Annotated in this window: 14 protein-coding genes; 5 read left to right on the top strand and 9 right to left on the bottom strand. The window is 62.2% G+C overall.

What is annotated here, in order from left to right; translation table 11 throughout:
- Positions 1–213: 213 nt before the first annotated feature.
- The 8 genes from ABJF10_RS22095 to ABJF10_RS22060 all read right to left on the bottom strand — a co-directional run bounded on the left by ABJF10_RS22095 (position 214) and on the right by ABJF10_RS22060 (position 8,782).
- A complete protein-coding gene (locus tag ABJF10_RS22095) occupies positions 214–765 on the bottom strand; it encodes a DUF3106 domain-containing protein (protein WP_348546781.1) in 552 nt (183 codons plus the stop codon).
- Positions 762–1,109 (bottom strand): hypothetical protein, encoded by a 348-nt coding sequence (locus ABJF10_RS22090; RefSeq protein WP_348546780.1) that lies wholly within the window; start codon positions 1,107–1,109, stop codon positions 762–764. The genes ABJF10_RS22095 and ABJF10_RS22090 overlap by 4 nt, the downstream gene beginning before the upstream one ends.
- A 132-nt stretch (positions 1,110–1,241) precedes the next feature.
- Positions 1,242–3,266 (bottom strand): RNA polymerase sigma factor RpoD, encoded by a 2,025-nt coding sequence (gene rpoD, locus ABJF10_RS22085; protein ID WP_348546779.1) that lies wholly within the window; start codon positions 3,264–3,266, stop codon positions 1,242–1,244.
- Between the two features lie 54 nt (positions 3,267–3,320).
- Positions 3,321–5,120 carry a DNA primase gene (gene dnaG / locus ABJF10_RS22080; protein WP_348546778.1) on the bottom strand — a complete coding sequence of 600 codons (1,800 nt, stop codon included), beginning with the start codon at positions 5,118–5,120 and terminating at the stop codon, positions 3,321–3,323.
- A gap of 76 nt (positions 5,121–5,196) precedes the next feature.
- Positions 5,197–5,493 (bottom strand): CHC2 zinc finger domain-containing protein, encoded by a 297-nt coding sequence (locus ABJF10_RS22075; RefSeq protein ID WP_348546777.1) that lies wholly within the window; start codon positions 5,491–5,493, stop codon positions 5,197–5,199.
- A gap of 483 nt (positions 5,494–5,976) precedes the next feature.
- On the bottom strand, positions 5,977–7,341 hold the full coding sequence (locus ABJF10_RS22070) for a hypothetical protein (RefSeq protein ID WP_348546776.1): 1,365 nt from the start codon (positions 7,339–7,341) through the stop codon (positions 5,977–5,979).
- A 176-nt stretch (positions 7,342–7,517) separates the two neighbouring features.
- Positions 7,518–7,829, bottom strand: a complete 312-nt coding sequence (locus ABJF10_RS22065; RefSeq protein ID WP_348546775.1) for a hypothetical protein — start codon at positions 7,827–7,829, stop codon at positions 7,518–7,520.
- 101 nt (positions 7,830–7,930) lie between these two features.
- On the bottom strand, positions 7,931–8,782 hold the full coding sequence (locus tag ABJF10_RS22060) for an alpha/beta fold hydrolase (RefSeq protein ID WP_348546774.1): 852 nt from the start codon (positions 8,780–8,782) through the stop codon (positions 7,931–7,933).
- A 118-nt stretch (positions 8,783–8,900) separates the two neighbouring features.
- Here ABJF10_RS22060 and ABJF10_RS22055 point away from each other — a divergent pair, with 118 nt between their 5' ends.
- From ABJF10_RS22055 to cutA, 3 genes are all read left to right on the top strand, one after another.
- A complete protein-coding gene (locus ABJF10_RS22055; RefSeq protein WP_348546773.1) occupies positions 8,901–9,218 on the top strand; it encodes a hypothetical protein in 318 nt (105 codons plus the stop codon).
- Between the two features lie 107 nt (positions 9,219–9,325).
- Positions 9,326–10,456 carry a tRNA 2-thiouridine(34) synthase MnmA gene (mnmA, locus tag ABJF10_RS22050; protein ID WP_348546772.1) on the top strand — a complete coding sequence of 377 codons (1,131 nt, stop codon included), beginning with the start codon at positions 9,326–9,328 and terminating at the stop codon, positions 10,454–10,456.
- Positions 10,457–10,462: 6 nt separating this feature from the next.
- The gene (gene cutA, locus ABJF10_RS22045; protein ID WP_348546771.1) at positions 10,463–10,783 is read left to right on the top strand and encodes a divalent-cation tolerance protein CutA; all 321 of its coding nucleotides are present in this window, start codon (positions 10,463–10,465) and stop codon (positions 10,781–10,783) included.
- A gap of 43 nt (positions 10,784–10,826) precedes the next feature.
- On the opposite strand, the gene ABJF10_RS22040 is transcribed toward cutA, so the two are convergent.
- Positions 10,827–11,123: a hypothetical protein gene (locus ABJF10_RS22040; RefSeq protein ID WP_348546770.1), complete on the bottom strand. Its 297-nt coding sequence runs from the start codon at positions 11,121–11,123 to the stop codon at positions 10,827–10,829.
- A gap of 102 nt (positions 11,124–11,225) precedes the next feature.
- Between ABJF10_RS22040 and ABJF10_RS22035 the strand changes: the two genes are divergently transcribed.
- Positions 11,226–11,576: a hypothetical protein gene (locus ABJF10_RS22035; RefSeq protein ID WP_348546769.1), complete on the top strand. Its 351-nt coding sequence runs from the start codon at positions 11,226–11,228 to the stop codon at positions 11,574–11,576.
- Between the two features lie 200 nt (positions 11,577–11,776).
- A partial coding sequence (locus tag ABJF10_RS22030) for an AAA family ATPase (protein ID WP_348546768.1) occupies positions 11,777–13,684 on the top strand: 1,908 nt, incomplete at its 3' end.

The raw sequence follows: 13,684 nt of genomic DNA, 5'->3' as shown, positions 1-13,684 counted from the left end.
GATCGCGGCGGTGCCGATCAGCACGATCTACGGCGATGAAAAGAGCAAGATCCACCCGGTGCGGGATACGGTCCGGTTCATCGAGATGATGCAGCGCTTCAAGCGCGAGGCGGCAGCAGGGAAGTAGTTAAGTGCTTAGTGCGTAGTTCTTAGTGTTCCCTCGATCAGCGAGCGTTCTGACTGAGCACTAAGAACTAAGCACTCCGCCTCTCGCTACGGCTTGGCCGTCGGCGTCGGGGAGGCGGTCTGCGGAGCGACCGTCAGGGGGGCTTCGCTGCCGAATTCGTTGCGCAGGCGGCCGACGAGCTCGTGCACCAGCGGCTTGCGCTTTTCGTTCATCTCTTTCCGCAATTGCTCTTCGATCAAGCGGCGGCCCTCGCTGTAGCGCTTGATGAATTGCTCCCGGCGCTCGCCATCCAGTTGCAAGCCGCTCTCCTGGATCGCGGCTTCCGATTCCTGTTCGACCATCTTCTTGCGGACTTCCTCGCGGTCACGCAGGGCTTTCTTTTCCTCTGGGGAAAGATTCGCCCAGCGCATGAAATTCTCTTGAAAGCGCTTCCGCTGTTCGGGCGTCAGGGCATCCAGAGCCTTCCGCACGTTTTCATAGGCGGGCCCCTTCGGTCCGACCTGCACCGGTTGTCCAGCCAGCCAGTTGGCTCCTTTCGCCTCTTTCTTGGGCGTGGCCGGCTCGGGCGTGGCAGTCTGGGCGAGGGCGGTCCCGACGGCCGCCGCGAAAGCGAGCGCCGCCGCGACACCGATCCTCATTTTTCCAGCCATATCGAGGTTTCCTCTGAAGCCAGCAACTCGTCGAGATGGTTGATCACTTGATAGTCCGGACTGGTGGAAACTTGTTGGGCCAGGACCATCACCGGGTCGGCCTGAGCGAGCTGGGCGGGATGGTGCAGGGCCACGCCGGAGGCGACCACCAGCACGCAGACGCTCGCCGCCAGGGTCAGCCAGCGCCAGTGAAACCACGCGAGCAGGCTCGGTTTCTCCTGATTTTCCTCGCGGATGGCCCGGAGGACATTGCGGGAGAAAAACGGGGACACAGAGGGCGCTTTAGCTTCGCCTAAAAGGCGCCACAGGTCATCTTGCTCGTCGGTATTCATGGCTGAATGGTGGAAACCCACCCAAATCGGATAGTTGCGTTTTAATGTAACGCCACTGTGGCGAGGGCCAGTCTATAGGAAACGATTTCGGGAAGCCTCGCTCCCGAGATCTTACGTCTTCTGAACGAAATCCTACGTCTCGTGGGCTTCGAGGAAGCCTTCGAGCTGGCGGATGCGCGTGGGGTGACGCATCTTGCGCAGGGCCTTGGCTTCGATCTGCCGGATGCGCTCGCGGGTGACCTTGAACTGGCGGCCGACTTCTTCCAGCGTGCGGCTGTAGCCGTCCACGAGGCCGAAGCGCTGCTCGAGCACCTGACGCTCACGCTCGGTGAGAGTCTCGAGCACGTCCTTGATCTTCTCCTTGAGGAGCACGATCGCGGTCATGTCGGAGGGGTTCTCGGCGCCCTTGTCCTCGATGAAATCGCCAAAGCTGGTGTCGTCGCTCTCGCCGACGGGCGACTGGAGCGAGATGGGCTGCTGCGCCATCTTGAGCACCGCACGGACGCGCTCGACGGGGAGCTGGATTTCGTCGGCCACTTCCTCCGGCGTGGGCTCGCGGCCGTAATCCTGGACGAGCTGCTTCTGCACGCGCATCAGCTTGTTGATCGTCTCGATCATGTGCACCGGGATACGGATGGTGCGCGCCTGGTCGGCGATGGAACGGGTGATTGCCTGGCGGATCCACCACGTGGCGTAGGTCGAAAACTTGTAGCCGCGGCGATACTCGAACTTCTCCACCGCCTTCATCAGGCCCATGTTGCCTTCCTGGATCAGGTCGAGGAAGGAGAGGCCGCGGTTCGTGTACTTCTTGGCGATGGAAATGACGAGACGCAGGTTCGCCTCGACCATCTCGGTCTTGGCCTTGAGCGCCTTCTTCAGCCACACCTTGAGCTCCTTGTATTCCTCGAGGAATTCCTCCGGGCTCAGCCACATGCGCATCTGCTGGTCCTTGAGCTTCGAACCGTAATCGATCGGCGCCGAGGCGTGATGATGGCCATGACCGGCCGCCTTCTTCTTGACGGGCTTGTTCAGCTCTTCGGTCCACTGCGTAACGAGACGGTGCGCTTCGTCGGCCAGATGCACGAATTCCTCCGTGACCTTCTGCTTAAAAAAGAATTTCGGATAAATGCGCTGAATGGCGTCGTGGGCCTTCTTGTAATCGTGGAAGGACTTGGTCTCGTGGTTCTTGCCACCGTGGGCGACGTAATGCTTGTAGGTCGTCGCGCAATTTTGGGCGGCGTGGTCGAGATGCGCGCAAAGTTTGGGCAGCGCCTTCATGTAGCGCTCGCGGCTCTCGATCTTCTTGTCGAGGATCACGCGGTCGAAACGCTCCCGCCCTTCCTGCAACTTGTGGGCGAGATCGAGATAGGCGCGGGAGATAAAGCCGAAGCGGTTGATGTGCTTCTGCACGTTCAGCTCCGCGTCTTCGATGCGCTTGGAAATTTCCACTTCCTGCTCGCGGGTCAGCAGCGGCACCTGGCCCATCTGCTTGAGATACATCCGCACCGGGTCGTCGAGGATGTCGAGCTTGGCCTCGGGCTTCTCTTCTTCCTCTTCCTGGTCCTCGGTCTTCTTGCCGTCCTTGAAACGATCGACGTCCGACGCCTCAATGATTTCGATCTCCATCGAGCGCAGACGATTCATGATCGTCTCCATCTCGTCCGGGTCGTTGACGTTGTCGGGCAGCGCCTCGTTGAGATCGTCGAAAGTGAGATAGCTCTGTTCCTTGGCCAGCTTGATTAGCTCACGGAGCTTCTCCTGCACGTCTGGCTGGTCGAGCACGCTGATGACCGTAGCGGCGGGTTGCACGCCCTTGACGCCGACGGCTTTCCCCGTGGCCTTCGAAGATTCTTCCTTGGCGGATTTGACCGCTTTGCCGTTTTTCCCTGGAGCCGGCTTTGCTTCCACCTTCTTGGTCTCCACCTTTTTAGCCTCGGGTTTCTTGGGCGCAGCCTTTTTCGGCGCAGCCTTGGAGACGTGTTTGGCCGGCGACTTCGAAGCCTTGGCCGCCTTGCTGATTTTTTTCTCCTTCGGTCCCTTGCCCGGCTTGGTCTTCTTGGAAACGGGCTTAAGCGCTTTTTTCTCCTTCTTGGGACTGGGCGATTTCTTCGCGGCGGATTTTGACGGTTTGGAAACTTTCTTGGTGTTTTTTGGCATACCCGCGCTGTGAATGAAGACTAATAGTCCCCGCCACTGGGAACACATCAGCATTCAAAGGGGCGGGGACAAAGGCCGCGAAATATCGGAGAGTCGTTTTTGCAAGTCAATGATTTCTTTTTGCATTTTCGCCACCTCTTCCAAGGCTAAATCGGGGGTGCGCACCCGGGCCTGAATGGTCTCCATCCGCCGCCGGACCCGGCGGCATTCCAGATCGCGCCAGCAATCGTGCACGGTGAGCATCGGCTGCGGGGGCAGGGGCTCGCCCAGCACGCCCGAGATCACCGATTCCTCGGCCGCATTGAGAGTGGAGAGGAAGACGTGAATCGAGGTGTCGTCGTCCGGCCGGATGTCCGAGCCCAGGATTTTGACCAGCAACTCGGCGTCCGGTTGATCTTGAAGCATCGTGTCCCACGCCTCCGCGAGCAGCCATTCCCGTGCGCCGGCATCCTTCAGGGCGAGCAAGGTCAGCAAGCGCAATCTTTCATCCAGGACGATCGGTTCCGGCCCCGTCTCGGAAGACGCGGTTTCCTCGAGCGCCTTGGTCGTGGGCGCCTTGAGCAGCTTGACGAATTCCTGGGCCGAGACCTCCAGGCGTTGCGTCACGCGGTGCATCACCGTCTCGCGCAGGACTGCGTCGCGGATCAGGCTGATCGACTCCGCCGTCTTGCGTGCCGCCTGCATTTTCCCGCGCGGGGTCGCGAACTCGGGCTTACTGGCCAGCCGGTCGATCTGGAAATCGAAGAAGTCCTTGGCTGCGGTGATGCGCTCTCGGAAGGCCTCGGCGCCCTTGCCGCGGATCATCGAGTCCGGGTCTTCGCCCTGCGGCATCTCGGCTACGCGCACCATCAGGTTTTCCGCGAGTAGCGAGGCCAGCGAACGCTCCGCCGCCTTTTCGCCCGCGATATCGGCGTCGAAGCACAGCACCACTTCGTCCACGAAACGCTTCAGAATGCGCGCCTGCTTGTCCGTGAAGGCCGTGCCTTGGGGTGCGATCACATTCTGCACGCCATTCTCGAAAGCCGTGATCAAGTCGAGCTGCCCCTCGCACACGATCGCCGATTTGGCCTCGATCAGCGCGCGCTTCGATTTGTTCAGGCCGAAGAGCACCGCGCCCTTGGTGAAGAGCATCGTCTCCGGCGAGTTCACGTACTTTGCCGCCTTGGCATCCGCCTCGAGCACGCGCCCGCTGAAGGCGATGACATCATCCTCCTTGTAAATGGGGAACATCACGCGCGCCCGGAACCGGTCATAGAACTCCCCGTGCGGATTCTCCTCGTCGCGCAGCTTCACGAGGCCGCTGGCCACCAGTTCCTCCTCGGAGAAATGGTTCGTTTGGGCGAAGTCGCGCATCGCATCCCATTCATCCGGCGCGTAGCCCAGTTTCCAGGATTTGGCGATCTCCCCGCCGACGCCGCGGCTTTTCAAGTAATCGCGGGCGATCTGGGCCGAGGGTTTCTTCATCAGGTGCCAGTGGAAGAACTCCGTCGCCTCCGCGTGCAGGGCCTTCAGCCGGCGCGACATCGAATACCGGGCCTCGTCCTCCGCGCTCAACTCGGCCTGCACGATCTCGATGCCCGCGCGCTCGGCCAGCTTCTTCGCCGCCGCGACGAAATCGAGATTCTCGTAGTTCATCACGAAGCGGATCACCGATCCGCCGGCGCCGCAGCCAAAGCATTTGAAGATTTGCCGCTGGGGATTGACCGAAAAGGACGGCGTGCGCTCCTGGTGAAAGGGGCACAGCGCCTTATAAACCGGACCCGAACGCTTGAGCGGAAAGTACGCGCCGATCACCTCGACAATATCATTCGCGGCAATGATTTGCTCGATGATTTCGGGTGGGATGAGGCTCACAATCGCACCCTACCGCATCGGGCAAGTGGGGGAAGCAGTTTGCGCAGGCTGTCTCTCAGGAACGAAGAGCCGCCTCTTACCCGGCGAACTCGATCCCCGCGCGCCCGGCCAGCTTCCGCACCGCCCCGGCGAAATCGAGGTTCTCGTAGCGCATGACAAAGGCAATCACCGATCCGCCCTGCCCACAGCCGAAGCACTTGTAGATCTGCCGCCCGGGGTCGACGACGAGCGAAGGCGAGCTCTCCTGGTGAAAGGGGCATAGAGCCGCGTAGAGGTGGCCCAAACGTTTCAGGTGAATATCCCCACCGATCACCTCGACGATATCGTTCGCCGCGGTGACTTGCTCGATGAGTTCCGGGGTGATGAGGCTCACGACGCCACTCTATCGCAGCGGATCGGTGGGGGAAGTAGATTGGAATCATCGGTTGGCTGTAAGCGAAAACCACCACGCAAACGCCATGTTTTGAGTTCGGTGGGATTCGGTGGGATCCGGTGGGATTTTCTCTGTAAATGGAGTGGGATCGCAGGTGGGATCGGGGTGAGAGGCGGATGGGGAGGACTGGGAGCGGCGACTTGCCGACGCCGGAGGCGTCAAAGCCTGTTAGCCCCGGGTGGTCGCTCGCAAGCTCGCTCGACCCGGGGCTACTATTCTGCAGTCCCTTCGGGACACACCTTCCGGCCTCTCTGGGCGACCATCGAAAGCGATACGGCAGGCGCGGTCTCCGTTCGTGCTGGGCGGAATTTGTTTTCACGGCTCCATGTAAGCACGATTCCCGTCAAAAAGTGCCTGGCTCCATTGGCTCTGTTGGCTCCATTGCGGAATATTTTCACCGCCGGTGAAAATAGACGGTGCGGGCTATGGTGAAGGCAGGGCCGGGTTCACGAGCGTGGCGCCCTCGATAGCATAGACCTTGGCTCCCGGCGAAAACGTAAGCTTCAGGCGCACCGTGCCGTCCTTTTCGGGTAGCGTTTCCATTTTTACCTCGCCATCGGCAACGAGGTGGATGGGGTGGTCGGGGGTGAGGCGGAGCAGTGACGTGGTGAGCATGGCGGGTTTGCTTTGATCTTCGGCCTCGAAGCCGGCGAAGCCATCTTCCCGCAGCCGCGCGAGACACAGGCTGCCGGAACGTTTCCAGCCCACATGCACGGTGGGGCTGCCGCTGTAGTAGATCAGTAACTTGCCATCCTGCACGACCGGCGGTCCGGCTTGAGCGTAGATGCAGCCGCTGTCGTAGCTGCCCTTCGCGCCCAGTGGCAGGAAGGGTTTGCCCGGCTGCACCCGCCGCCATTGGATCGAGTCGGGACTCCAGGCCAGCTCGCAATCCACCGTCCGCCCGGACCCGGCATGATACATCATCACGTAGCCGAGATAGATGCTGCCGTAGGGGAAAACGGTGAGCGCATAAGTCTGCGTCGCCTTGCCTTCCTCGGGGGTGCTGCGCAAGACCACGCCGCTGCTGCGCCAGTGCTCGAAATCGTCGCTTTCCAGCCGCGTGACGAGGCGCTCGCCGACATAGAGCTTGGTGAACCAGAGATACTTTCCCGAGCGCGTGTCGAAGAAGGCGTTGTTGTGGGTGTCGCCCTGCTGCGCGGTGAAGCCGGCCACCTCCGGTCCGTCGCTCCAGTGCAGGCCATCGGCGCTGAAGCGCACCCGCGGTTTCCCGAGGCCGATGTCGAAGACCATCTTGTAGCGCCGCTGCGGGTCGGGGTCGTGCGCGTCCTGGAAGACGCCCACATTCGGGCAATCGCGGGCGACGATGTTGTTCTCCGCGCTGCCCGCGAATTTGTGCAGGCCGAGTGCGGGGCGCTGCCAGGTGAGACCATCGTGCGAAGTGGCGTAGAGCAGATACCAGCCGACGTCGTGCACGGTGCTGGGCCCGTCCATCTGCGCGATGGCTTCCTTGTCGGCGAGGACGTCCTTGTACCACAGCTTCCACAGGTGCTCGCCGGCATCCCAGAGCACGTTGGGGTAATAGTTGTTCGTGGCATTCTCCCAAGGCTGGTCGGAAGGCAGCAGGGGATTGCGCGCGTCCTTTTCCGGCGTGCCGAGCACGAGGTGGGCATTCTCGGCGTGTTCGATGACCCGGGTGTCGAGCAGAAGGAGCTTCGCCGGATCGGGCGGCAGGATGCGGGGTGCGCTCTCGGCCAGGGCGACGGTTGCTGGAAGGGCCCAAAGGCACGCTGCCGCGATCGTGTAGAGGGAGGGGAGAGGGCACTTCATGGCGGGAATGGGTGAGGGCGATTCCATGGGTCGAATGGCACGGAAGGGGGATGTGCATCGTAGGGGAACCGTGGTGGCGAAGACAAGGGCGTTCCTCCCGGGGCCAGGGAAGGAAGCCTGCGTCGAAATACGCCTAATTTACAGAGGTGGATAAACATTTAATTTGCGAAACCAGCTCACCCCATGTCGATTGCTTTATGTCCTATGTGCCCCTCAGCATAGTCATCAGCCGCAAGCGGCTCAGCCTGCCGTTTTGCCGGACCCCATCGGAGCGAATCCGGCTGCTTGGCGAGATCCGCCAATTGGCCGCCCTGCGCCACCACCTCCTCCACCGGAGGCTCATCTAAACCACGGATTACCCCATGAAAAATCCATTCCACCGCCCCCATCCCCATAACCGTCGTACCACCGTCCGTGCCGAAATTGAGCATCGCCGCCTCCTGCGGATGAGCCGCTCGCTCTGCACGCGGCACTATTTCATCTTGCACTAGGCAGTTTCGGCCGCGCGCCTTTCAGTGTAGGGCCGGTGTCCCCACCGGCCGACGGGGCCGACCCCGGCGCGTGGGGACACGCGCCCTACACCACCTTGTCACCTCGCATCAGCGTGAGGCGTCTCCGACGCCCGGAAGTGCTCCCGCAGCAGGCGATTGATCGCGGACGGGTCCTGAATCGTCGCCCCGTGGGAAGCGTCGGCCATTTCCACGTAACGCGATCCCGGAATGAGCTGGGCAAGCCGCCGGCCATATTCGACCCGCGCGATCGGATCGTGCTTTCCGGCGACGACCAGCGTGGGAATCGAGGCCAGCTCGGGCAACCGGCCGGAACAATCATGCCGGCCCAAGGCCTTGAGCTGCTGCATCACGATCGGCGGTTGCTCCGCCAGGTCGCGGCCAAACAACGGCTGGAGGCACGCGGAGAGCGCCACGAGATCCCGCCCCGCGAGGTAGGCCGGCGGAAAGAGCATCTCGAGAAAAGCGCGCCGCCGCATGGCCCGCGACCCGATCCCGCTGCGCATCCCGAGCCACACAATAGCCGGTGTGAGCCGGGTCGCCTCCGCGCCCTGGGAAAACGTGCAGAGCAACGCAAGACTCGTCACCCGCTGCGGCGCGTCCAGGGCCAGTTGCTGCGCGATCACCCCACCCATGGAATGCCCGACCACATGCGCCGTCGGGAAACCCACCGCGTCCATCAAGGCCAGCGCGTCGCGCGCCATTTGTTCGATGGACAGCGCCGCGGCTGTCGTCCGGCTTCGGCCGATGCCACGATGGTCAAAAGCCACGCAGGCAAACTCCGACGAGAGGTCGTCCGTCTGCGGAAGCCAGCCCGAGCCGGCGACCCCGACGCCTTGGATGAACAGAACGGGTGAGCCGTGCCCGTTCGATCGGTAGCAGAGCTCGGCATCGGGCAGCGTGAGGGACTGTGGAGGAGTCGACGTAGCCATCGGGCGAAACCTTATAGTCTAATCAGGAAAATCCTTGCCAGAGTTGTGGTGACTCACCGGTAAACACGTAGTTAAGCTTCGGCACATGTCCGTCAGTTGTTCAAAAAGCGGTGGTCGGTTGGAAGCGAAATTTGACGGCACAGTCACGGTCGGCGACTTGGATCGCCTTTGGACGGAGTTGCGAGGTGGAACTGAAGATGCGTTGGTCGATTTTCGAGCAGTAACCGCCTTCCCGGATGGGGAGAAGATTCAACAATTCGCCATGGCGGCCAGGCGCATTACCCGGTCACGCCTGGCCTTCGTCTGCGGCAGCCTGGCCGTCTTTGGCGCCGTGCGTGCGTTGGCCACCCAGTGTGATTTTGTGGGACCCTACAACGTCTTTACGCAAGTGGGCGATGCTGTTTCCTGGCTGGGATTGACTTCGTTGCCGAGCTGAGGGTCCGGGCCTCGCAGCCATGGGAAAACGGCCGGTTCCCGGATGGCGGTCGAAAAATCCGTTGAGCAAAACCTCTTTCGCATCGACACTGCGCCCCGCTTTTCACCGTGAACACACCCGAAGCCACCACCCACTCCGAATCTGCCCCGCGGCCCCGCGTCGTCATCGGCATGAGCGGCGGCGTGGACTCGAGCGTCGCCGCCTATCTGCTCAAGCAGCAGGGCTACGACGTGGTGGGTGTGACGATGAAGGTGTGGCCGCAGGACTGCATCTCGCGCGCCGAGGACAAATGCTGCGGCCCGCAAGCGATCGCCGATGCGCGCGGCGTGGCCCACGCACTGGGCATCCCGCATTACGTCATCGATGAAGGGGAAAACTTCGAGCGGCTGGTCATCGACTACTTTACCGACGAATACAAAAACGGCCGCACGCCGAATCCCTGCGTGATGTGCAACGAGAAGGTGAAATTTGGCAATCTGTGGGGCAAGGCCAAGGCGCTCGGCGCCGAGTACATCGCCACCGGTCACTACGCGATCATCGAGCATCACGCCGATCGCGCCGTGCTGCGCAAAGGCCGCGACCCGCGCAAGGACCAGTCGTACTTTCTATTCAGCCTGCGCCAGGCGCAGCTCCAGCGCGCGATGTGTCCGCTGGGGGAAATGTCCAAGCCGGAGATCCGGGCCATCGCCCGCCAGCTCGGCCTCAAGGTGGCGGAGAAACAGGACAGCCAGGAGATCTGCTTCGTCCCCGGCAACGATTACAAAGCTTTCCTCAAGTCGCACATGGGCGCCGGCGAATTTCATCCCGGCGGCATCTACGACAAGTCCGGCAAACGCGTGGCCGAGCACGACGGCATCGAGATGTTTACCATCGGCCAGCGCAAGGGGCTGCCGGGCGGCTCTCCGCGCCCGATGTACGTCGTCGATATCGACCCGGTGACCAGCAGCGTGATTGTCGGCGAAGCCGAGGATTTGATGACCGAGGAATTTCACATGGATCATTGCACCTGGCATGCCGGTGCGACCGAACCCTTCGAGGTCAATGTGAAGATCCGCTACGCCCACCCGGGCGCGAATGCCACCGTCTATCCCGGCGAGAACGGCGAAGCCCGCGTGCGTCTGCACACCCCGACGCGTGCCGTCACGCCCGGCCAGGCCGCAGTCTGTTACCGCGGCGACGAAGTCCTCGGCGGCGGCTGGATCGTGCGGCAGATCGCGGCGGTGCCCGCGAGCGTCTAAGCGGCCATGGCCGGGGAAATCCTCGTCGTCTTCACCACGTGGCCCGACATCGAGATGGCCCGTGTTGCCGCGCATCAACTCGTCGAGGAAAAGCTCGCCGCGTGCGGCAACATCGTGCCCGGAGTCGAATCCATCTATCGCTGGCAGGGGAAGATCGAAACGAGTGCCGAAGTGCTGGTCATTTTCAAAACGACGGCCGCGCGCTACCCAGCGCTGGAGGCGCGCATCCGCGAATTGCACAGTTACGAAGTGCCGGAGATCATTGCCCTTCCCATTGCCGCTGGCCTTGTCGGGTATCTCTCGTGGGTCAAGGACAGTTGTAGCTAGAGATACGTCCTGGAGGACACCACGCCGTCGGTGCCGAGGAAACTTACTCCGCCTGCAACCACGCCGGCTTCGCACAAGGCGAGCGGTGAATGTACGGGCCGACCACCGTCGTCCTCCATCCATCGGGATAGCGCGTGGTCCCACGTGAAGGAGGCCCATCGGTGCGCTCCACGGCGATGATGCGGTAACCCGTTTCCACCCGCGAGATGTGCCCTCGTGCCACCCAGTCCGCGAGGACCTCTCCACGGGGATTTGTGACCCGGAGTTGCGTGTAGGTGGTCTGGCAACCCGTGAGCAGGTGAAGCGTCGCTAACAGCCAGGCGAGGCGGGGTAGTTTCACGGGCGGATGCTGGTGGGCGGTTCTGGAGGGTTCAAGTGCGAAGGAATTGTGACGAAAGAATTCACCTGAAGGAAATGCGGGGAGCATCGTCCAAAGTCGCGTATGAAGCGCATCGCCCTGCTCCTCCTCTGCCTGCGCCTGGCCAGTCCGGCTTTCGCCTTTGAACCGCCGTTGCTCGAGAAGTCCGACGCCAAACGGATCATGGAATCCATGGATTGGACCGAGGTGACGGTTGTCGCCGTGCGCCAAGGCGTGGACGCGCAGGGTGCTACGGCCCCGATCTATGCCACAGTCGTCGGCGTGGGCATCCTCCACGGCGAGCATCACAGCATCAGCCAGACGCTTTTCTACGACCGCGACCTGGACTGGCATTTCCTCCTGCTCGGCGACAAGGGCGCCCGGGTCTGGAACAAGAACGGATACCAGGAAATCAAGCCTTGGGCGTTGTGGTGAAGCTGGGTCGGAATTAGCCTCACTCTGGGCGTCTCTCTGAAAACGCCCCTCAAACACGTATACACTACATATAGTGGCCTGATTTTTTCGCGACCACTGCAAATAGCGCTTGCGTGGACTAAGGGGGCAGGGGCATTCTTGCTCCCGTCCACCCCCGGATAGCCGGTTTTCAGCAGCTTTTTAACCCCTAATTCGTCCGCATGTATCTCCAGTCGCTCGAACTCTTCGGATTCAAGTCCTTCGCCCCCAAGACCAAGCTCGAATTCCATCGCGGGGTGACCGCGGTGGTGGGGCCGAACGGTTGCGGCAAATCCAACGTCCTGGACGCCATGCGCTGGGTGCTCGGCGAGCAATCGGCCAAGGCCCTGCGCGGCGGGGAAATGGCGGACGTGATCTTCGGCGGCACCGATTCGCGGGCCGCAGTCGGCATGGCCGAGGTGTCGATGACCTTTTCGGAGTGCGAGGAGCAGCTCGGCCTCGACTGGCATGAAGTGACCATCACCCGGCGCGTCTTCCGCGACGGCGGCAGCGAGTATTTGCTGAACAAGACGCCGTGCCGGTTGAAGGACATCCATCAGCTCTTCATGGACACGGGCATCGGGCGTTCGGCCTATTCGATCATGGAGCAGGGGAAGATCGACATGATCCTGTCGTCCCGCCCGGAGGATCGGCGCGCCATTTTCGAGGAAGCGGCCGGCATCACCAAGTACAAGTCGCAGAAGAAGGAAGCGCTCCGCAAGCTGGAGGCCACCGAGGCGAACCTGCTGCGGCTTTCCGACATCGTGAAGGAAGTGAAGCGGCAGATCGGTTCGCTGCAGCGGCAGGCGGGCAAAGCGCGGCGCTACCAGTCGTTGATCGCGGACCTCAAGCTGCTCGAGACGCATGCGGCCAAGCGGCAGTTCGACGCCCTCGCCGAGCAGCAGGAATCGACCGTGGCCGAACTGGCGCGGTTCGCCGACCGGCAGATCGAGTGCGAGCAGGAGATCGAATCCCGCGAGAGCGAAGTCGCCGTGCAACGGGCCGCGCTCGATGAAATGGAGCAGCGGCTGAACAGCGCGCGCCAGGGTGTGAGCGATCTCAAGACCCGCATTTCCAATCACGAAAACCGCATCGTTTTCAACGAAGAGCGTGCCCTGGAGTTTGAGCAACTGGTCGATCGCTATCGTTCCGATGTCGCCGGCTCCGAGGAGAAATTCCGCATCGCCGAGACGCAATTGCGCGACACGGACACTGAGCTGGAGCAGATCACCGCACTGCTCGCGACGGAACTCCGTGTGATGGAGGAGAAGCAGGCCGCGACGGCCGCGCTCACCGCCCAGCGGCAGGAAGCGGAAGGGATCATCACCGGCGCGACGAATGACCTGGCACGCGTCGAAAGCCGCATCAGCGGCCTCCGCGGGCAGGTGTCGAGCGTTTCGCAGCAGCGCGATGGCGCCGAGGCGCGGATGAGCATTCTCACCGGCGAACTCGATCAGCTCACGTTTGCCTTCGCTGAATCGACTGACCGTCTGCGCAGCACGCAGGCCGGGATCGACCAGGCGACGGCCGAGGCCGAGCAGCGCGCCGCGCAGCTCGCCGAGGCGGAAACGCAGTTGCGCGAAGTGCAGGCCAGCTTGGCGGAGACCGATCGCGTTTTGCGCGAGGCGCAGCGTTCGCTGGCTGAACGCGACTCGAAAGTGGAAGTGCTGCGGAATCTCATCGAGGCCGGCGAAGGCCTCTCCGAAGGCACGCAGGCAGTCCTGCGCGGTCTGGATAACCCCGACTTTTTCAAGCCCGCCGTCGCGGGAGCGCTGGCCCAATTGATCGAAGTCGAGCCGCAGCATGTGCGGGCGGTGGAGACGGCGTTGAATGGTCATTTGCAAGCGGTGGTGATGAAGGATGCGATGGTGGCCGAGGCGGTGATCAAGACACTCACGTCCCAGCAACTGGGCCGCGCGACGCTCGCCCTGCGGGAGCTCATGCCGCTTGTCGCGCATGGGGCCATCGAGCCGGTGCCGGGTCTGCAGCCGCTGCGTACCTTGGTGCGGAGTTCAGACGATCTTGTGCCGCTGCTCGACATCTACAATCACTATGTCCGCGAGACGCCGGTCACGTTCGATATAGAGCCG

Source organism: Chthoniobacter sp. (assembly GCF_040003245.1).
Lineage (GTDB): Bacteria > Verrucomicrobiota > Verrucomicrobiia > Chthoniobacterales > Chthoniobacteraceae > Chthoniobacter.
The sequence above is the reverse complement of the archived record's forward strand: the minus strand, read 5'-3'. Positions and strand labels throughout refer to the sequence as shown.